This is a genomic window from Pantoea sp. E956-1 (assembly GCF_982223955.1).
This window is the reverse complement of the sequence record NZ_CEUYZP010000002.1, coordinates 589,334-607,745: the sequence shown is the minus strand read 5'-3', so window position 1 is coordinate 607,745 and position 18,412 is coordinate 589,334. Positions and strand designations below refer to the sequence as shown.

Here is an 18,412-nt window from a genome sequence, read left to right as displayed (position 1 = left end):
ATTACGCTTCTTTGTTGCCTTTGATGTCCCAGCCGGCGCTGCTCTCTGCGCCTTTGCCGCCGGAAGAACTCTGCTCCCAGTACTGCTGCTTCACTTTAGAAGCCTGGAAGGAGTAGGTCATTCCCAGGGTATCGCCGTTGTCGGAGCCATTGTAATTCACAGCGGTCACCAGAACGTCTTCCAGGGTAATGCGTGCATACTCAACCTGAGAGCCACCCGCTTTGCAGATTGAGAGTTCGACTTTAGCGAGATGTTTACCGCTTGCGCAGTTCTTCAGCAACGCCGTGGTGGATTTGTCGATCAGTGCATTAACGTGCAGGTCGTTGAAGTTAACTTTACCGGCACCGCCGCCGCCGCCAACAGACATGTTGCCTGGCTGAGAAGCGCCCCATGAGAAAGAGGTGATATCAGTCCAGCCAGAGTGGTTTGAGTCTTTAGACTCGCCGGTGACTCCGTCAACCTTCATAAACATATCAATAGCCATTATCTTTCACTCTTTATTGGTTGAGATTATTGCTTTCAAAAAAGCAAGGATATGGCAAAAAGAAAAGCATGGGGCTGAATAAAACAGTCCATATTTTACCTTTGCCTTGCTTCTGAAATATCGTCATAAACCATATTTCAGACGTCGTATTGCCAGTTATTTAACCAGGCAAAAATCAGTATGCGTTTTTCATGGCGAGGCCAACATCGATAACCTGATACCCTGCTGCATCCCGCGCTTTCAGGTGGTCATTTCATAGACAGAATCCTGGCCGATAGTTTATAGTAGGCAGGCGCTTAAAAAGTTCACAGAAGGAATGAACATGAAAAAGATCATCTCACTTTTCCTGATAGTCGTGTTGTCGCTGCTTTCTCTTTACGCCATCGCTGATATTATTGGTTCGATATATCTGGTTGCTCGCTATGAAGAATTCACTCTCTCTTCTTCCGGTCTCATAGCCGGTAAAATTCTCTTTACCGCTGTCTGCCTGGCCTTTGTTTTTATTTTAATTAAAATAGCGCGCAGAAAGCCGGTTAATTAATTTGCTTCAACTTTTCTGCTACGGCATAAAGCGATATTGACGCAGTTATTGAAATAATAATCAGTACTGCGTTAATAACCTTACCCATTACTGGGATACTCCAGTCAAAAAACAGAATATAGTAACCCGAGCAGGTAACTAAAATCAGGGCAGAAAAAAAGGTTAGCAGATAACTCATGAAATAGAAAACTGACTTTTTAAACATCATGCATTCCTTCCACAAAATTCGTAAAGACCTCCTGGGCGAGTGGTGAGTTATTCTGTTGCAGCGCAATCGCATCCAGCCAGGGATCAATGTTGTCCTCCAGCAGGAAATAGAGTAAATCAAGATCGCCCGCCCCGCGTAGCAATGCGTATACCTCTTTATTCTTTTTCATCAAATCTCTGGAGGTATAGATGGATCTTGAAACAGACGCGCCAATTGTAATAATCCCTGTCATCCCCGCGCTAAAAAGGAACTTAGGAATGACCCGGCTAAAGAATCGTGACACGATTTCATTCACGAAAATGATTTTAAAAGCAGTTGAACCCGCTGCACTGCCGCCCATTTTAACCAGCATCTTTTCTAACTGCTGTTCATTAAGGCGTTTAACATATTGCTCAACCACCAGCTTTATCAGTTTTCTGAGATCGTCACTGGTTGCCCCTTTTTTTAACAGGGTGATCAGCCGGATACGATCTGTTTCGTTATCCCAGCGATGGTCGCTATCAAGAAAGTCTTTGGTCAGCGCAAAGAGATCACCTGGAATAGCGGTAAATCCACTTATCGCACTCACCATAAACGTCTCAACGCCTGATTTTTTTTTGGTATTGAACAGACCCAGCATGCCATCGGCGATATTTTTCGGCGAATCCATATCCCATATCCTTTTTTATACAGCAATCTTCGGAAGCAGGAGGCGCAAAACCCTTTGCTCCTGTTAACTCTGTGACTCAGCGGATACGTGATGCCAGGTCATCCCCGGCATCACGCCTCCCTGTCAGCCCTTACGCATTATCATTTTTCAGCGACGGCAGCTTAGAGACCAGACGCAGAGAAACCGTCAGCCCTTCCAGCTGGTAGTGCGGACGCAGGAAGAATTTCGCGGAGTAGTAGCCAGGATTATCCTCCTGCTCTTCCACATTCACCTCGGCAGCCGCCAGCGGCTTGCGTGACTTGGTCTCCTGCGAGGAGTTAGCCGGATCGCCATCGACATAGTTCATCACCCAGTCGTTCAGCCAGCGTTCCATTTCATCACGCTCACTGAAGGAGCCGATTTTGTCGCGCACAATGCACTTCAGGTAGTGCGCGAAACGGCAGCAGGCGAACAGGTAAGGAAGACGCGCGGCCAGACGGGCATTGGCGGTGGCATCGGCGTCGTGATACTCCATCGGCTTCTGCAGTGACTGCGCACCAATAAAGGCAGCGAAGTCAGAGTTTTTGCGATGCACCAGCGGCATAAAGCCATTTTTCGCCAGTTCAGCTTCACGACGATCGCTGATAGCGATTTCGGTCGGGCACTTCATATCCACGCCGCCGTCATCGCTCGGGAAGGTATGGCACGGCAGATTTTCCACTGCCCCACCCGACTCCACGCCGCGGATTGCGGTGCACCAGCCATACTCTTTGAAGGAGCGGTTGATGTTGGCAGCCATCGCGTAAGCCGCATTGCTCCACGTATAGTTGCCATGATCGGAACCATCGGTCTGCTCTTCAAAGTCAAAGCTGTCGACTGGATTAGTACGGATACCGTAAGGCAGACGCGCCAGGAAGCGCGGCATCACCAGGCCCAGATAGCGTGCATCTTCCGACTCACGCAGGCTGCGCCAGGCAGCATACTCAGTGTTCTGGAAGATTTTGGTCAGATCGCGCGGATTCGCCAGCTCCTGCCAGGACTCCATCTGCATCACTTCCGGTGCGGTGCCGGTGATAAACGGACAGTGCGCAGCTGAGCCGATACGCGCCATCTCACCCAGCAGCTCAACATCCTGCGGACTGTGGTCGAAGTAGTAGTCGCCTACCAGGCAGCCAAACGGCTCGCCACCGAACTGGCCATATTCCTGCTCATAAATCTTCTTGAACAGCGGGCTCTGATCCCAGCCGGCACCCTTGTAACGCTTCAGAGTGCGACCCAGCTCCTGCTTGGAGATGCTCATAAAGCGGATTTTGAGCATCTCGTCAGTTTCAGTGTTGTTCACCAGATAGCTCAGGCCGCGCCAGGCGCTCTCCAGCGACTGAAACTCCGGGTGGTGAATAATCTGGTTCACCTGCTGTGACAGTTTTTCGTCGATCTCCGCGATCAGCGCCTGAATGGTGCGATAGGCATCGCTGGAGACGGTAACCGTGTTCTCCAGCGCCTGCTGCGCCAGGGTTTTCACCGCGCTTTCAACCGCGGCACGCGCCTGATCGCTTTTTGGCCGGAACTCTTTATTCAGCAGCGCGCTGAACTCATCCTGACTGAAACTGGCTGCGCCCTGCGACTGCGGTTGTTGTGAAGTCTGCGTCATGCCTGCGGCTCCTTACCTTCAGTGGCCTCATCCTGCTTTGGCAGATGGGTCAGGGCCTGCAGCAGCGTAGGATCCTGCAGCACCTTACCAATCAGCTCTTCCGCGCCATTTTTGCCGTCCATATAGGTCAGCAGGTTAGCCAGCTGGGTACGCGCTTCCAGCAGCTTGCTCAGCGGCTCCACGTTGCGGGCCACCGCGTCCGGCGAAAAGTCATCCATGCTGTCAAAGGTCAGATCGATGTTCAGCTTGCCTTCGCCATTCAGGGTATTGTCTACCTGGAACGCGGCGCGCGGCTTCAGGGCTTTCATGCGCTCATCGAAGTTGTCGATGTCGATTTCCATGAATTTACGGTCATCGATGCCCGGCTGTGGCTCCAGCGGTTTACCCACCAGATCCGCCAGCACGCCCATTACAAACGGGAGCTGGATTTTGCGTTCCGCGCCATAAATTTCCACGTCATACTCAATCTGAACGCGAGGCGCGCGATTGCGGGCAATGAACTTCTGCCCACTGGATTTGCTTGTTGCCATGGTTTTCTCCATACATGATGCGCGGATAAAGTGTCACAGCAGGCGCGCAGGTCCCGCTGAGTGTGTGTGCGTCACGCCTGCTTAATCGCGACGTCCGAAAATGGTTTCCAGCTGATGTACGCCATCGGGTGCCAGTTCGCGGATGATCTCCAGAAAGTCGCGCTCGATTAAGCGCTGCACCCGGTCGATCATCAGCGGGGCCGGATGACTCGGCTCATGCTGGGTAAAGTAGAGCTTCACTTTCTCCAGCATCAGCTGCGCGTCGGCGCGGGAACTGATCTGCACCGTGCGCCAGTCAGCGGCAGCGCGCGGGCTGGCCGGTGCAGGCGATGCCGCGGTTTCTGCGGGCTGTTCTACGGCGGCTGTAGGGATCAGCGCAGTGAGATCGGTGGCCTGGCAACGTTCAGCGATCAGCGCAATCTGTCTGCGCAGCTGTGTGAGTTCCGGCACCGCGGCTTCGCCCAGCCGTTCGGTCACGGTTTCGCAGATGGTCTGCAGCCGCTCATGAATCTGCAGCACCGCCTCAATACCGGGCTGGTCGCCGCGCGCCAGTTCGTCGATCAGACGCGGCAGGCCGCCAGGATAGTCCGCGACGTCGGTTTTACTGCCGTCGCACAGGGCGGCCGCATCACGCAGCGTGATGCCGTCAGAGGGATAGCGCAGCAGCCAGCACTGACGCACCGCGCCGCTCAGATCGGTTTTGTCACCCAGCAGCGCCAGCGCATTAATGCGGTAGAAGGGATCCTGCTCGCCGAACTCCTCCAGCCGGGGCCACAGCGGCTCCCAGTAGAGCAACAACGCCTGTTCAATCAGCTTCAGGCCCTGGGCATAGCCCGGCAGCCCTTTCAGTTCGGTCCAGGCGTGGGTCAGCGCCAGCATCACCCGTAAATCTTTGCTGCGCGCCAGCAGCGCTATCGCCAGCTTCTCGACTCTGTTCCAGTCGGCCGGTTCTGCCGGAATGATGGTATTGCCAAACTGCTGCTCCGCTTTACCGGCGCTGGCCTGCTCCATCGCCTGAAAATCGGCGTGGTACTCCAGGTTATCGCCGCCGGGATTGTCCTCGCTGACCGGAGCCAGCAGAGCCTCTGTATTTATCGTCATGCGTGTCGCCTCAGGATTCAAACATCGGGGGATAAAGTCCGTTTCGTCCCGGTTTTGCCCCACCGGCCGGATCAAACAGCAATGAAAAGAGCTGGGCGGTAAAATTACCGCTGTGGACCTGGGTATAAAGCGGGAAACCGTCGCTTTGATTGGTCCACCAGAAACTGGTGTAGAACTGCGGGTCGAAGTTCTCGCCCGGCAGTGTCCAGTTCAGTGTCGAAGGGGTATCGCCATGCCCGATGACGTTGAGAATGTCTGACGTCTCGTCCGACTCCTGCGGCGGCTGCGGCTGAGGAATGCTGATCAGCGCCTGATCCAGCTGCTCCGGTGACCCGCCGCCCTGCACCACCCGCAGCAGCGTATTGCCCACCTGCTGATACCACTCGCCGGAGCGCGCCAGCAGGCCTGGCGACCACTCGGCGGGCGTGAAGTGGCGCAGCGCGCAGAGCGGGTAGTTACGGCCCACGCTGTCACGCGCGGCAATCAGGCAGCCCATCTGAATCAGCTGGCTGCCCAGCATCGGCGGCACCACAAAATTCCAGACCGGCGCGTTGAGGAACGGCCGCGACGGGGCGTTATCACTCTCCTGACTGCTCTGCCAGTGATGCAGGCCCACCTGAAACCAGCTGGACCATTGGCGATAGAGCACGTCCGGGAAGCGGCGCTTCACAAAGTCGCCCGCGCTGGGCACTTTGCCGTACCAGCAGGGTGCAGCGTAATGAGTCATTGTCGGGTCCTGTTTCAGGGGCAGCTAAAGCCGGGAAGCTGGAACGGGTTACGAATGCTGCCAGGGGTGAACGACAGCGTGACCTGATGACCGTCCACGCTGAAACTCGCTTCGCGGGTCAGACCGCCTGCCGCAGTCAGCCGGGCGCGGTCAAAGAAGCGATTGAGCGCCCAGGGACCGCTGGTGACCAGCGTGGAGGTGGTGCCGTTGGTCAGACCCAGCTGCATCCGCACCTGGCTGGTGCCGCCAGGACCGGGCCAGCTGACCATCTGTACCGCCTGCGGTCCGTGGCTGTAGCGTAAGATCTGCCCATCCACATCCAGCGTCAGGTTAAGGATGTCGTTATCCATTTTTACCGTGCGCAGCGTGACGCGGAAGCCGGGCGTGGTCGCACCATTGGCAAAGAAGGCATCGCGAATTGACTGCGCCTGCTGGAAGGGCCGCAGCAGGGCTTCGCCACCCGGCAGGGTTTTACCGTCAATGCCCGGCGTAAAGCGCCACGCCGCGTTGGTGGTGTCGACTTTGCTGGCCAGGTTGTCGCGGAAGAAGCTGTCCATCATGCCGCTGCCGGGTGCAAACATCCGCGCCAGATCGTCTGGTGTGACCTCACTGCGCGCAGAGCGAACCAGCGGATAGCGACCGGCGATCGCCTGGCGGCAGAAACTGCCCACTTCCATGGTGATGCGTTTGCGGACGTTATCCATATCGCGGCGCTGTGCGTCGCTGCTGGCACCCACCGCCATGCTGGAAACCATGTTCTGCAATGAACCCGGCAGACGGCCGGCACTGGCCTGCAGACGACTGATGGCATCGCTGGCCGGTGGCGGCATCCCGCTGTTCGCCGCATCCTGCACGGCGTTAAGGTAGCGATAGAGATCATCAATCTGATGCAGGAAGTCATCCACCGCCAGCACCTTGCTGCCCTGCTGCAGCGGCTGGGCCAGCTCCAGAACCGGCGCAAAGTGCAGCGCGACGGCCTGCTCCGGTGACGCCTGGGTGGCAGCCTGTCCGCGCGCGGCACTGGCCTCGGGCGAGGTAAACAGCGCTTCAAGGGTGCGGGTAGCGCTGTTATCCGACGGCTTTGCTGCCTGCGCGGTTTTCTCATCCGGCTGCGCCCGGTTCAGCGTCAGCAGACCACCGAGGTTGATCACCAGCTGGCGCAGCGGCGAATGGTTGCCCGACAGCAAACGGGCAGTGTTGATGCGTTGCGACAGATCGGCGCTGCTGTTGAGCTGAATGTCGCTGAGGAACTGCTCCCACTGCCGGATATAGTCCTGCACGTAGAGCTGGCGCACCGCAAGATCCGTCTGCTCACTTTTCTGCTGCGGCGCCGCGCCGCCCAGCACCCAGAGATCGTCCTGATATAACGCCTGGGTCACAGGGGCAATCTGCTTATCCACGTGCTGCCAGTAGCCATCCGGCGTATAGAGACCCGCCACACCGTCATTGACCGATTTACCACTTTTTCGGGAAAACACCAGCTCGCTCTGGGGGCCACCCAGCGCCGCCAGCGTCACCGGCTGCAGGCTGTCATCACGTTGCAGCAGGCGCTTCAGCCGTCCATAGACGCGCTGTGACAGCGGCATTTGATTAATCAGCGCCTGCTCGCGCTTTACCAGCGCTTCATCCTTCGCATACGGCGACGAGTGAATCTGCGTCTCCAGCAACTGTTGCAGGTGCCACGCCAGCTGTTTCACCTGCTGCTGAGTGACGTTCTGCGGCAGTTCGCGTGACAGGTTGAGCATCAGCCATGCCTGCAGGAATTTGCCATCGTAGTGCTTTGGCTGATAGAGCATCTGATACGCCTTCAGCGCTTCGTAGCTGTAGTCAGCATCACTGCCGTTGTCATTACGCAGCCAGCGGGTGATGTTCTGCGCCACCTGTGGCAACAGCAGCTGTTTCAGTGCCTTGTCGTAGAGCGCACGGGTGGCATCGCTGACCTCGGTGCCGCGATAAAGCCCCATGCGGCGCGTCAGCGGCGGTGCTTCCAGTGAGAAGTCGGCGCTCTCCGGCAGGTGCAACAGAGTGTTGAGATAAGGCACCAGCGCAAAGAGATCGCCATTGACCTGCTGCTGAAGCTGATCGCCCAGTTGTTCAACCTGCGGCGCTTTGGCGGCCATCTCCTGCAGATAGGCTTTGTTTTTACTGTAGCTGGTGAGCCACAGCGCCCCGGCCACCAGCAATATCAGCAGCAGCGCCAGATAGCCCGACCAGAGTCCGGCGCGGTTGCGCAGCTCCCACCAGCGGTTGCTGCCCGCCAGACCGGACTCCTGGAAAATCACATTTTCCAGTACCCCTTTCAGGAAGAAGCTCTGCCCTTTGTTCTGCGGGATAGGCGACTCTTTATCGACCTTATCCCAGCTTCCTGACTCGCCAGCCTGCTGCCCCGGCAGATTCAGCGCGCGGTTCAGCTCGCCCATCACCCGGTCAAACGGCAGTCCCTCCTGGGTGCCGCTGGCAAAGTAGATACCGCGCGGCGCGAACTGGGTTTCAAAATCGGAGCGGGCAAACAGTGTGTCGAGCGCGTCTGCCAGCAACGGCCGCAGCGCCGCAAACTCCTGCGGGAAGAGGTAGCTCTCAGCCCGCGCCTGCGCATCGCTTTCCGTCAGCAGCCGATCGGCCAGTCCGGCATCCAGACGCTGTTGCAGCAGGGAATACTCCTGCTGGAACTGGTTGTTAAGCTCAAAATCGGCGGCTGACGCCTTCGCCCAGGGAAAGGTGAACCCCCAGATTTGTTCACGCTGCGCTTTATCCAGCGAGGCAAAGTAGCTGCGGAACCCTTTGAGCAAGTCCGCTTTGGTGACCAGCACATAGACCGGGAAACGGATGCCGAGACGATCGTGCAGCTCCATCAGCCGCTGACGCAGGGCAACCGCCTGATTACGCAGCGCCTCAGGCGACTGCGACAGCAGGTCGGAAACGCTCAGCGTGACGATCACGCCGTTGATCGGCTGACGTCCGCGATATTTACGCAGCAGGTCGAGAAAATGATGCCATTCGCTGGCATCACGCTCCTGCTGACTCTCCTGGGTGCTGTAGCGCCCGGCGGTATCGAGCAGCACCGCTTCATTGGTAAACCACCAGTCGCAGTTGCGGGTGCCGCCAATGCCGCGCAGCGCCGACTTGCCGAACTTATCTGCCAGCGGAAACTGCAGGCCCGAGTTGACCAGCGCGGTGGTTTTACCGGCACCGGGCGCGCCGATGATCATGTACCACGGCAGCTGATAGAGATACTGACGGCCAAAGCGCTGTGCCCAGAACGGCGTGCCCTTGCTGCTGTGGCGCTGGAAGTGCGCCTTTTTCAGCATGTCAGTGGCTTCGGAGAAACGCCCTGCCAGCACCTGCTCTTCACTGGTCAGGCGCTGACGTTCGGCTTCCGGCGCATCGCTTTTGCCGGTTTCGAGGCTCGACATCAGCTTGCGATTGAGCCAGATGTTATAGAGCCGCGGAATCGCCTGGCCCAGGCCCCACACCAGATAGAGCAGCGCGATACTGATAATGCGGTTCTGCTCCGGCTCAAGCGGGCGCGAATCGACGATTGAGAACACCGGGCCAATTACCCAGATGATAAAAGAGAGCGCGGTAATGCCGACAAAGCCCCACGCGAGGCGGCTGGTCAGCACCGCAAACAGAATATTCAGCATGGATCAGTTCCCTCTCGCCAGGCCGTTGAGTTCGGCATGCGTCGCATCCGGTGCCACCAGCAGGGTAATTTCAACACGACGGTTACGTGCGCGATTTTCTGCGCTGTTATTAGGCACCAGCGGATTGCTTTCACCGCGTCCTTCCGCTTTCACCCGTGACGGCTGCGCCAGTTGCTGTTGCAACAGGGTCTGTACTGACCGGGCGCGCGCCAGCGAAAGCTCAAAGTTGGAGGCGAAGCGGGCACTGCGGATCGGCACGTTATCGCTGTAGCCAATCACCTGAATCTGGCCGCTGACATTGTTCATGGCGGCAGCGATGCGCTGGATTACGTCGGTGTAACGTCCACGTACTTCGGTGGCCGCCGAGGCAAACAGTCCGTCCCCTTTCAGCGTCACCACGCTGCGGTCCGCTTCGTCACGCACCGCTACCAGCCCGGCATCAATTTCCGGTTTCAGGAAAGCGCGCAGGTTCAGCGTGGCGGGCGGTGGTGGCGCAGGGTTGCCAATCTTCACTTCCGGCAGCGCCGTCTGATAGATACGGGCCAGTACCGGCGAGGTGTAATCGCCGAGACGCCAGTTGAGCACGATGTAGAACAGACAGGCCGCCAGCCCCGCCACCGCCGCACAGGCCCACAGCGGGATCATTGGCCGCCACAATTTGCGCAGGACCGGCTGATCGGTGGGATGCGGAGACAGCGCCGCTGCATAATTGCCACGCACGCTTTTGATCATCTGCAGCAGGCGCTGTTTGATGGTCTCCAGCTGCGAGCGACCGTTGTCCAGCACCCGGTAGCGTCCTTCGAACCCCAGCAGCAGGCAGAAGTAGATCAACTCCAGCATCAGAATGTGGCGCCTGGGGTTCTGCGACAGCTTAGCCAGCAGCTGGAAAAACTTTTCGCCGCCCCAGGTTTCATTGTGAAAGGTGACCAGCAGACCATTGCTGGTCCAGACGCCGCGGCTGCCCCACGGCGTCAGCGCCGCCGCCTCATCCAGCGCGGTACAGAGACAGTATCGCGCGCCGATGATCACTTCATAGCCCAGGCCTGACTGTTGGCAGCTCAGCTCGAAGCGCCGAATCTGATCGATCAGCTGCTGACGCAACTGTGCCGGATCTTCATGTGATACCGAGTGACGGATCTGAGGAATGGCGTTAATCAGGGGGTTGGCCGCCGCGACCAGCACATTCTGATGGCTGGCCTCCGGCGCAAGATCGCTGTGTGATTTTTGTTGTTCCTGCATCATGCTGCGTGCTCAGTTTATGATTCTGACTGACTACGAATGGCCCAGAACTCCATGTTCAGACCTGGAAACTCACCGGCAAGATGCAGCGCAAAAGCGCCCGAGCGCTCCATCTCTTTCCATAGCTCGCTGTTCTTATCCAGTTCGAAATAGCTGTATCCGGCATGCCACGGGATCTGCGGCGGCGCGCCGGGCATGGCCCGAAGTGCCAGACCGGGCAACTGCAACTGCACCAGATCGCGAATTTTGCTGACCGGGGCGACTTTCATCTGCGCCGGGAAGTGGGTTTTGAGGGTGTCGGCTGGCACGCTGGCTTTCACCGCCAGCACAAAGCCAAACTCATGCACCATACTGCTCTCCGGCACGGTCGCGACGTTAAGACCGTGCGAGCGCTGAATCAGCGGCAGCTGAATCGCGCTCTCTTCCATCACCTGGGACAGCCCCTGACGCAGCAGCAGTGACAGGCGGCTAAAACAGCTGTGCAGATCGTCATGATCGTAGAGCGGCAGGCCATCGGGCGCGCGGGCTGGCGTCCAGGTACTGAGCTCCGCCGCCAGTTGCAGCCAGTGGCTGTAGAGCGTTTCAGGATGCAGCAGCGGCAGATGTTGCAGATGAGTGTGCAGGCCAAGCTGACGATTGAGCAGCGCCAGCAGCATAAAATCGACCATATCCGCGCTGTTAAAACGACCGGTGCCCGGCGCGCGCTGACTCAGCTGCTGGCTGCGTTGCTGGATCAGCCCGTGCAGATCGTTAAACATGTTTTGCAGCGGACGGCTGCTGTTAAGCGTCAGCATCGGCGGGATGTAGTCACTGTCGAGCCGGATATGGTTGTCGCTGCGTTTTTCAATCACCTGAGCCACGCCCATGGCGGTCCACTCGGCGGTCAGATCCTGTTCCAGCATCAGCCGCAGACGCAGCTTGCCGAACTGCACCGTGGCGCTGCCCACGGCCTGGGCATTGTCATCTTCCACTTCCGCTTCCCAGGCGAGGTAGCGCGCCAGAGAATCCTGCGACTCCTGAAAGGCCACCGCTTCGCGGCCATTGCGGCGTGCCGGAATGGCCAGCACCACTTTGCTGCGGTCAACGGAGGCAGGCAGATCAAGCGGGGCCGGACCGTGCTGTGGCTGGCTGAAGGCAAAAAACGTGCCGTCAGGCAGACAGCCGCTGGCGGCGCTCAGCGCCAGTTTCCCCTGGCGCAGCAGCGCTTCATCGAACTCCAGATCGTAAAAACCCCAGGTATAGGCGCGCTGCGACTGGCCCCACTCACGCAGGGTGCTGAGAAGATAATTTTCAGACTGCTGGAAATGGTGAGGACGCAGAAACATCCCCTCGGTCCAGACCACCTTTTCGGCTCTGTTCATAGGCATCACTGTTTTTCCACGCGAAGGCCGTTAATCCCCGCCACGATGCGCGCATTCAGCTCACCATCGTCACGCTTCCAGAACGCCCAGAATGAGGGTGATTCGCCTTCGGGAACCGGCAGCGACAGTCGCCAGACCTTGCCATCCAGCGCCTGATATTCCGCCATGATGCCGATGAAGCGCGCCTCGGGCAGACTCTTAATCCGCAGCGTTTTATGGGGCTGAGTGGAAGTCAGGAAGAACTGTTGCGTATTGAGTTGCGCATTACCCAGCGCATTAGCGGACGGGCTTTGCAGGGAGTAGAAGTCAGCCGACATAAACTCCGCATCGGAGGTCAGTAATACCACCCGGACTTTCAGCGGCGCACCGCCGTTAACCTGGTTTTGCGCCTGAACGTCCAGGTTGTACCAGGCAACGGGCTGTGGAGTGCTGCTGCACGCTGTCATCAGCCACGTCAGCAGCACTATCAGCGCCCCACGCCATTGCGTTGTTGTCATCATCCCGCCCTCCCTGCTTAGTGCGATTAGTTAATAATCCAGGTTCCGTTAGTGCTGTTCTGGCAGGCGGTGCTGTCACCGTTTACCGCAACACAGGTTTTCTTCTTGCTGCTGCGCACCCGGCGCTTCGGCTGGTCAGCCTTAATCGTCTGATCGTAAAGCTCGCTTTTCACCACGGCGCGAAACGGCACATAGCCGGTCAGCTGAACGGTTGCCTGCGGCGCTGCGGAGGGTGCTGTCTCTTTAACGGCACTGCTGGCTTTACCCGGTTCAGGTTCTGCTGACGCCTGAGCGGGTTCACCCAGCGCCAGCCAGTTGTTCTCTACCTGACCAATTACGGTGTAGCTTTCGCCGGTTTTCAGCGTCTCCACCACCTTGCCGCCAAAACTCGGATGGCTCATCACCGAAGCGGGATAGAGCGCACGGTAGGTTTCATTGACCGGGCTGAACTGCGCAGGCGGTTTAACCGCATAACGGTGACTAATCACCACGCCATCCACGGTGCTGGTGACCAGCGTGTCATCCGTCATTTTTGGCGGCGTTTTACAACCCGCGACAGAAAAAACAAACATCAGGCCTAACGCAATACGGAGCTTCACCATTTTTTTCATGTTGTGTTCCATTCATATCCTGGAGAGTGGCCAGAGGCCGGTTGTCAGTAATGAAAATCGGGGATGTGGTGCTGAAAGAGCGCCACTTAGTGCCAGCCTAAAAGAAAAATCTTAAGCAAATAGCGTTAAAGTGCCATGGCGTGGCACTTTAACAGATCAACTAACTTTAACTATTAAAAAGCAACTCTGGCGACCGGGACGGGCGCAGGGAGAAATCTGAGCTGGCAATAAATGATCATAAACATGATCTATTTTTTTCCGTCAGATTGGATGAGGAAGGCAAAACCCAAGCTTTACTTATGCCATCCCTGGCCGAAAAACTGACATATTGACTCAGATTTACAGTTGTGACGCTATTCGCTGACAAAAGGAAAAACCTCAGCGCACAGGCTGATTTTCCTGTTTTCACGATCACATTCAGTAAGTTACAAGATGTGTATAAGCTCATAGCTACCGCACGAGCCAGGTATATCCTGCCCGTGGGTATGAAATCACAATTCCTTTGTAAACATAAGCTGCGAGTTTACAGAAGATTGACAAAATTTCAACGGGCCACTTTCAGAAGATTTTACTTAAGTAAAGTTTAAGTAATTTACTTAGTGCAAATATGTGTTACTTTTAATCACTCACTTAGGATTATTCTTAACAATATGAGTAACTATGAAGTATTCTTACACAGAAACCAGATTCCTCTGTAGTCAGCATTAAAAAAACTCATTTAAAAAATGGCTCTGATTCACCAGGCCGGAATAAAGGTTAACGGCGGGGTGACCGTAATACGTGGCAGTTTTTAGCAAAAAAAAACAGTGGGATAATGCTTACACATCAGTAAGTTGATCTATTATGAGACGCTTCAGAAAGGGCTGAGGAGGAGATGGTCTTGAAGCGAGGTAAGCGAAGCGCAAAACGGCCCGGCATCGCTTTAAGAAAGGACTGATTAATTGTTCTTTATCGGCATTGCAGCCATCGCCACGCTTCTGATGCTTTTCAGCATGCCCGGCTACGTGGAGCAAAAAAAACCACGCCGTAGCGTGGTTCTGAGGGAAGAGTGCAGGGTTATCCTGGCAAGTTGCGGGCCAGAACTAGAAGAAGCCCAGCGGCTCGATACTGTAGCTGACCAGCAGGTTTTTAGTCTGCTGATAGTGATCCAGCATCATTTTGTGGGTCTCACGCCCGATACCCGACTTCTTATAGCCACCAAAGGCGGCGTGCGCCGGATAGAGGTGATAACAGTTGGTCCAGACGCGCCCGGCTTTAATCGCCCTGCCCACACGGTAAGCACGGTTGATATCGCGGGTCCAGACGCCAGCACCTAACCCATAGATGGAGTCGTTGGCGATACTGATTGCTTCTGCCTCATCTTTAAAGGTGGTGATGCCAATGACCGGGCCAAAGATCTCCTCCTGGAAAACGCGCATGCTGTTGTTGCCTTTCAGCAGTGTCGGCTGAATGTAGTAGCCGCTGTTAAGTGACTCATCCAGCTTCTCTACGCCACCGCCCACCAGCACTTCAGCGCCCTCCTGTCGGGCAACCTCAAGATAAGAGAGAATTTTATCAAACTGCTGCTGCGACGCCTGCGCGCCCACCATGGTTTCGGTATCCAGCGGATCGCCACGTTTGATGGTTTTTACCCGCTTCATCACGGCCGCCATAAAGGGTTCGTAGATCGACTCCTGTACCAGCGCACGCGACGGACAGGTACAGACTTCGCCCTGATTCAGGAAGCCCAGCACCACGCCTTCGGCCGCTTTCTCTATAAAGCTCTCCTCCGCCTGCATGATGTCTTCAAAGAAGATGTTAGGTGATTTACCGCCCAGCTCAACGGTCGAGGGGATCAGGCTTTTTGCTGCCAGCTCCAGAATATGACCGCCGGTTTCGGTAGAGCCGGTGAAGGCTACCTTGGCGATGCCGGAATGGGAGGCGAGCGCTTCACCCGCCTCTTTGCCGAACCCATGCACCACATTCAGCACACCCGGCGGCAGCAGATCTTTAATCAGATCGACAAAAACGGTGATCGACAGCGGGGTCTGCTCAGCCGGTTTCAGCACCACACAGTTACCCGCGCCCAGTGCCGGGGCCAGTTTCCACGCCGCCATTAATAGCGGAAAGTTCCATGGAATGATCTGCGCAACCACGCCCAGCGGCTCATGGAAATGATAGGCGGCGGTGAACTCATCAATCTCGGCGGCACTGCCCTCCTGCGCCCGGACACAACCGGCAAAATAGCGGAAGTGATCGACGGCCAGCGGCATATCGGCCGCCAGGGTTTCGCGTACCGGTTTACCGTTATCCCAGGTTTCATAGACCGCCATCGTCTCCAGATGCTGTTCCAGCCGATCGGCAATTTTCAGTAACAGCAGCGAGCGTTGTTGCGGCGAGGTCTTGCCCCAGGCTTCCGCCGCCGCTGCTGCCGCAGCCACAGCGTTATCAACATCGGCAACGTCTGAGCGCGGAAACTCACCGGCCGCAGAGCCGTTCACCGGGGAGGTATTCGTGAAGTAGTTGCCGTTCACCGGCGCGACGAATTCACCATTAATGAAGTTGCCATAATTCTTTTGTAGGGTAATCAGAGAACCCTGTTCTCCGGGGGCGGCATAACGCATGATCATTCTCCTGACAGGTGACTGATGTAACAATGATGAAACTTATTATTAACATGAAGCATCATCAAGAGCCTGTCAGTTCTGTTAACCGGAAACTGTGACCGCCCCGAAGGAATGGGGTGTTTACGCTTCGTCTTTAGATAATTCCGACTTTTACCCAAAAGGCTGGTCAGAGAGAAACTTGTGCGGCACAAAGGGGTCAACGTGAGGATGAATTCATTCTGGAGATGAGCATGCTGGCTTCAGCTTTTACCCTGATGCGCGCTAAAGCCAATTTCGTGCATCAGTTTATCCGCAACCCGCGCAAGATGGGCAGCATTACGCCCTCGTCAGAGGCGCTGTGCCGCACCATGATTACGTCGGTGGAATGGCCTGAAAAGTTACGTATCGCCGAACTCGGCGCGGGCGACGGTGTGCTGACTCGGCAGATACTGGCGCAGATGTCACCCGATGCCACGCTGGATGCCTTTGAGATCAGCAGCACGCTGGCCGATAAACTTAATGCGCTGGACGATCCGCGCATGACGGTGCGCACCTGTTCAGCGGAGTACCTGAGCGGAGAATATGACGTGATCTTCTCCGGCCTGCCGCTGCTCTCCTTACCACCTGAATTGCGTGAGGCGATTCTGCGCGCGGTGTATAACGCCCTCGGGCCCAGCGGCGTCTTTGTGCAGTTCCAGTATACCTCGCTGACCCAGCCAGACCTGTCGCGCTACTTCACCTGGGAGCGCCAGCGGGTGCTGAAAAACGTGCCACCCGCCTGGGTCTATCGCTGCACGCGTCACTACGCGCCCTGAGCTTGCGCCAATGCAGGGCGCGTTTGTTGCCAGAACGCTACCAGCAACTCACGCGCCCAGTCTTTCCCCTCCATCTCGTTTGCCCCATCTTCTGTACAGCCCCTGGGCATACAAACGTTCATGATGTGCCGTGAAAATTCAGGATGAAACTGCACCGAGAGCGCCTGCGGCGAATAACGCACAATCTGACAGCCATCGCGCGCAGAGGCCGCCAGCACCTGCGCCTGGGGCGGCGCGCTGATTACCGACTGGCGATGCGACAGCCAGACGCTGAAATCCTGTGGCAGCCTCTGCAGCAGCGGATCGCGCTGCGCTTCACTGGTGCAGCGAATCGGCAACAGACCGCGTTCCCAGCCATTGGGATTATCCGCCACCTCACCGCCCAGCGCATACGCCATCAGCTGGTGACCGTAGCAGACACCCAGCAGCGGCAGATCCGTATCAATGGCTGCCCGAATCCATGCGGCGCTGCGTTCGCTCCAGTCTGCGTGATCGGTAACCATCGCCCAGGAGCCGCTGAGGATCGCCCCGGAAATCTGATCGAAATCGGGTAGCGCCTCGCCCAGATGGGGCCGGATAATCAGGTACTCATCCGGTTGCAGGTTTAACGCGTCAATGAACCAGCGCGGCTGTTCACCAATCTCCTGGACGACGTTTGCGGGCGGGACTTCAAGCTGAATTAATGCAAGGGGTAAGGCAGACGTGTGGGTCATACTGAATCGGATCCTGTCAGAAAGCGTATCAAATCAGTCTGCCAGCAATGCGCCCGAAAGTCTCATCAGGCTGCGCCGCCATCACAGAAAATTTCTCGCTGCGATTGGCTGGAATGCCGCAGTTCGTGCCATCATTAGCGGGCTAAGCAAAAAAACATCGAAAGGATATTATCGTGGCTGTGCGGCATTTTTTTCTGATTCTGATGGTGGTTTCAATCTGGGCCTTCAACAACGTTGCGGTGAAATGGGGCCTGCTGGAGCTTCCGCCACTTTTCCTGACGTTTATGCGCTTTGTGGTCGTCGCCATCGTACTGGTACCGTTTTGCCGGATTAACCGTCAACAGCTCCCCTGGCTGTTGCTACTGGCTTTCACGTTCGGGTTTATGCATTTCTCGCTGCTGTTTGTCGGCCTGCGCTATACCGATGCTGGCACCGGCGCCATTGTGGTTCAGTTGGGTACACCCATTGCCATGCTGCTGGCGATGGTGGTGCTGAAAGAGAAGCTGAAGCTGGTGCAGCTGATGGGCATTATGATCTCGCTGAGCGGCGTCGTCGTGCTGTCCGGCAGCCCGACGATTCCGTCGTGGTGGGTGCTTTGTCTGTTGTTGTGCAGCGCCACCGGCTGGGCCGTCAGCAACCTGATTGTAAAAAAGTCACCGCCGATTAAACCGCTGACCATGACCGGCTGGATTGCCTTTCTGGCCATTCCTGTCGTCGGCGCATCCAGCTTGTTGATGGAATCACATCAGCTCTACGCCCTGCAACATGCGGGCTGGCACGGCTGGTTTGCCATTCTTTACAGCGCCATCGCCTCGTCGATTGTCGCCTATACACTGTGGTATATGCTGCTGAAGAAATATAACGTCAACCTGATCATGCCCTACTCACTGCTGACGCCGGTATTATCCGTGCTGATGGGGATTGTGGTGCTGGGCGACAGCCTCAACAGTTTCAAAATTATCGGTGCGTCGCTGGTGGTCCTTGGCACCGCTATTGCGGTGATCAACCTGCGTAGCCTGCGGATGCATGCCCGCTTCCCGCGCCTGCGGCGGCGTTAATTCTGCGTGCTATGCTTGA

16 protein-coding genes are annotated in these 18,412 nt (G+C 56.7%); 3 read left to right on the top strand and 13 right to left on the bottom strand.

Annotated features, from left to right (window positions below; genetic code table 11):
- Position 1: 1 nt before the first annotated feature.
- Positions 2-484, bottom strand: coding sequence for an Hcp family type VI secretion system effector (locus AC0T7J_RS10375; RefSeq protein ID WP_031592956.1), 483 nt, complete (start codon positions 482-484; stop codon positions 2-4).
- A 322-nt stretch (positions 485-806) separates the two neighbouring features.
- Between AC0T7J_RS10375 and AC0T7J_RS10370 the strand changes: the two genes are divergently transcribed.
- Positions 807-1,025 carry a hypothetical protein gene (locus AC0T7J_RS10370; RefSeq protein WP_031592955.1) on the top strand — a complete coding sequence of 73 codons (219 nt, stop codon included), beginning with the start codon at positions 807-809 and terminating at the stop codon, positions 1,023-1,025.
- A gap of 197 nt (positions 1,026-1,222) precedes the next feature.
- Here the strand turns inward: AC0T7J_RS10370 and AC0T7J_RS10365 are convergent, their stop codons facing one another.
- The 11 genes from AC0T7J_RS10365 to exaC all read right to left on the bottom strand — a co-directional run bounded on the left by AC0T7J_RS10365 (position 1,223) and on the right by exaC (position 15,825).
- Positions 1,223-1,882: a hypothetical protein gene (locus AC0T7J_RS10365; RefSeq protein WP_060679989.1), complete on the bottom strand. Its 660-nt coding sequence runs from the start codon at positions 1,880-1,882 to the stop codon at positions 1,223-1,225.
- 130 nt (positions 1,883-2,012) lie between these two features.
- Positions 2,013-3,512: a type VI secretion system contractile sheath large subunit gene (gene tssC / locus AC0T7J_RS10360; protein ID WP_473793903.1), complete on the bottom strand. Its 1,500-nt coding sequence runs from the start codon at positions 3,510-3,512 to the stop codon at positions 2,013-2,015.
- A complete protein-coding gene (gene tssB / locus AC0T7J_RS10355) occupies positions 3,509-4,042 on the bottom strand; it encodes a type VI secretion system contractile sheath small subunit (RefSeq protein WP_010246114.1) in 534 nt (177 codons plus the stop codon). The genes tssC and tssB overlap by 4 nt, the downstream gene beginning before the upstream one ends.
- Before the next feature lie 81 nt (positions 4,043-4,123).
- Positions 4,124-5,143, bottom strand: coding sequence for a type VI secretion system protein TssA (tssA, locus tag AC0T7J_RS10350; RefSeq protein ID WP_473793901.1), 1,020 nt, complete (start codon positions 5,141-5,143; stop codon positions 4,124-4,126).
- A gap of 10 nt (positions 5,144-5,153) precedes the next feature.
- Entirely contained in the window at positions 5,154-5,870 is a 717-nt protein-coding gene (gene tagF, locus AC0T7J_RS10345; RefSeq protein WP_109653202.1) for a type VI secretion system-associated protein TagF, read from the bottom strand.
- Between the two features lie 14 nt (positions 5,871-5,884).
- Positions 5,885-9,514, bottom strand: coding sequence for a type VI secretion system membrane subunit TssM (gene tssM, locus AC0T7J_RS10340; RefSeq protein WP_473793899.1), 3,630 nt, complete (start codon positions 9,512-9,514; stop codon positions 5,885-5,887).
- 3 nt (positions 9,515-9,517) lie between these two features.
- Positions 9,518-10,756: a DotU family type VI secretion system protein gene (locus AC0T7J_RS10335; protein WP_010246128.1), complete on the bottom strand. Its 1,239-nt coding sequence runs from the start codon at positions 10,754-10,756 to the stop codon at positions 9,518-9,520.
- 14 nt (positions 10,757-10,770) lie between these two features.
- Entirely contained in the window at positions 10,771-12,114 is a 1,344-nt protein-coding gene (tssK, locus tag AC0T7J_RS10330; RefSeq protein WP_010246132.1) for a type VI secretion system baseplate subunit TssK, read from the bottom strand.
- A 5-nt stretch (positions 12,115-12,119) separates the two neighbouring features.
- Positions 12,120-12,614: a type VI secretion system lipoprotein TssJ gene (tssJ, locus tag AC0T7J_RS10325; protein WP_109653206.1), complete on the bottom strand. Its 495-nt coding sequence runs from the start codon at positions 12,612-12,614 to the stop codon at positions 12,120-12,122.
- A gap of 23 nt (positions 12,615-12,637) precedes the next feature.
- Positions 12,638-13,234 carry a hypothetical protein gene (locus tag AC0T7J_RS10320; RefSeq protein ID WP_069026096.1) on the bottom strand — a complete coding sequence of 199 codons (597 nt, stop codon included), beginning with the start codon at positions 13,232-13,234 and terminating at the stop codon, positions 12,638-12,640.
- Positions 13,235-14,304: 1,070 nt separating this feature from the next.
- A complete protein-coding gene (gene exaC, locus AC0T7J_RS10315; RefSeq protein ID WP_473793896.1) occupies positions 14,305-15,825 on the bottom strand; it encodes an acetaldehyde dehydrogenase ExaC in 1,521 nt (506 codons plus the stop codon).
- A gap of 233 nt (positions 15,826-16,058) precedes the next feature.
- Between exaC and AC0T7J_RS10310 the strand changes: the two genes are divergently transcribed.
- Complete coding sequence (locus AC0T7J_RS10310) at positions 16,059-16,622, top strand: class I SAM-dependent methyltransferase (RefSeq protein WP_473793894.1); 564 nt, start codon at positions 16,059-16,061, stop codon at positions 16,620-16,622.
- On the opposite strand, the gene AC0T7J_RS10305 is transcribed toward AC0T7J_RS10310, so the two are convergent.
- A complete protein-coding gene (locus tag AC0T7J_RS10305; protein WP_473793892.1) occupies positions 16,610-17,335 on the bottom strand; it encodes a glutamine amidotransferase in 726 nt (241 codons plus the stop codon). The genes AC0T7J_RS10310 and AC0T7J_RS10305 overlap by 13 nt on opposite strands.
- 173 nt (positions 17,336-17,508) lie before the next feature.
- Between AC0T7J_RS10305 and AC0T7J_RS10300 the strand changes: the two genes are divergently transcribed.
- Positions 17,509-18,393, top strand: a complete 885-nt coding sequence (locus AC0T7J_RS10300) for a DMT family transporter (protein WP_473793890.1) — start codon at positions 17,509-17,511, stop codon at positions 18,391-18,393.
- Positions 18,394-18,412: the final 19 nt, after the last annotated feature.

Excerpts from the sequence above, each read along its gene's own strand:
- AC0T7J_RS10375 (WP_031592956.1), bottom strand. The coding sequence starts at position 484 with ATGGCTATTGATATGTTTATGAAGGTTGACGGAGTCACCGGCGAGTCT.
- AC0T7J_RS10370 (WP_031592955.1), top strand. The coding sequence starts at position 807 with ATGAAAAAGATCATCTCACTTTTCCTGATAGTCGTGTTGTCGCTGCTT.
- AC0T7J_RS10365 (WP_060679989.1), bottom strand. The coding sequence starts at position 1,882 with ATGGATTCGCCGAAAAATATCGCCGATGGCATGCTGGGTCTGTTCAAT.
- tssC (WP_473793903.1), bottom strand. The coding sequence starts at position 3,512 with ATGACGCAGACTTCACAACAACCGCAGTCGCAGGGCGCAGCCAGTTTC.
- tssB (WP_010246114.1), bottom strand. The coding sequence starts at position 4,042 with ATGGCAACAAGCAAATCCAGTGGGCAGAAGTTCATTGCCCGCAATCGC.
- tssA (WP_473793901.1), bottom strand. The coding sequence starts at position 5,143 with ATGACGATAAATACAGAGGCTCTGCTGGCTCCGGTCAGCGAGGACAAT.
- tagF (WP_109653202.1), bottom strand. The coding sequence starts at position 5,870 with ATGACTCATTACGCTGCACCCTGCTGGTACGGCAAAGTGCCCAGCGCG.
- tssM (WP_473793899.1), bottom strand. The coding sequence starts at position 9,514 with ATGCTGAATATTCTGTTTGCGGTGCTGACCAGCCGCCTCGCGTGGGGC.
- AC0T7J_RS10335 (WP_010246128.1), bottom strand. The coding sequence starts at position 10,756 with ATGATGCAGGAACAACAAAAATCACACAGCGATCTTGCGCCGGAGGCC.
- tssK (WP_010246132.1), bottom strand. The coding sequence starts at position 12,114 with ATGAACAGAGCCGAAAAGGTGGTCTGGACCGAGGGGATGTTTCTGCGT.
- tssJ (WP_109653206.1), bottom strand. The coding sequence starts at position 12,614 with ATGATGACAACAACGCAATGGCGTGGGGCGCTGATAGTGCTGCTGACG.
- AC0T7J_RS10320 (WP_069026096.1), bottom strand. The coding sequence starts at position 13,234 with ATGGAACACAACATGAAAAAAATGGTGAAGCTCCGTATTGCGTTAGGC.
- exaC (WP_473793896.1), bottom strand. The coding sequence starts at position 15,825 with ATGCGTTATGCCGCCCCCGGAGAACAGGGTTCTCTGATTACCCTACAA.
- AC0T7J_RS10310 (WP_473793894.1), top strand. The coding sequence starts at position 16,059 with ATGCTGGCTTCAGCTTTTACCCTGATGCGCGCTAAAGCCAATTTCGTG.
- AC0T7J_RS10305 (WP_473793892.1), bottom strand. The coding sequence starts at position 17,335 with ATGACCCACACGTCTGCCTTACCCCTTGCATTAATTCAGCTTGAAGTC.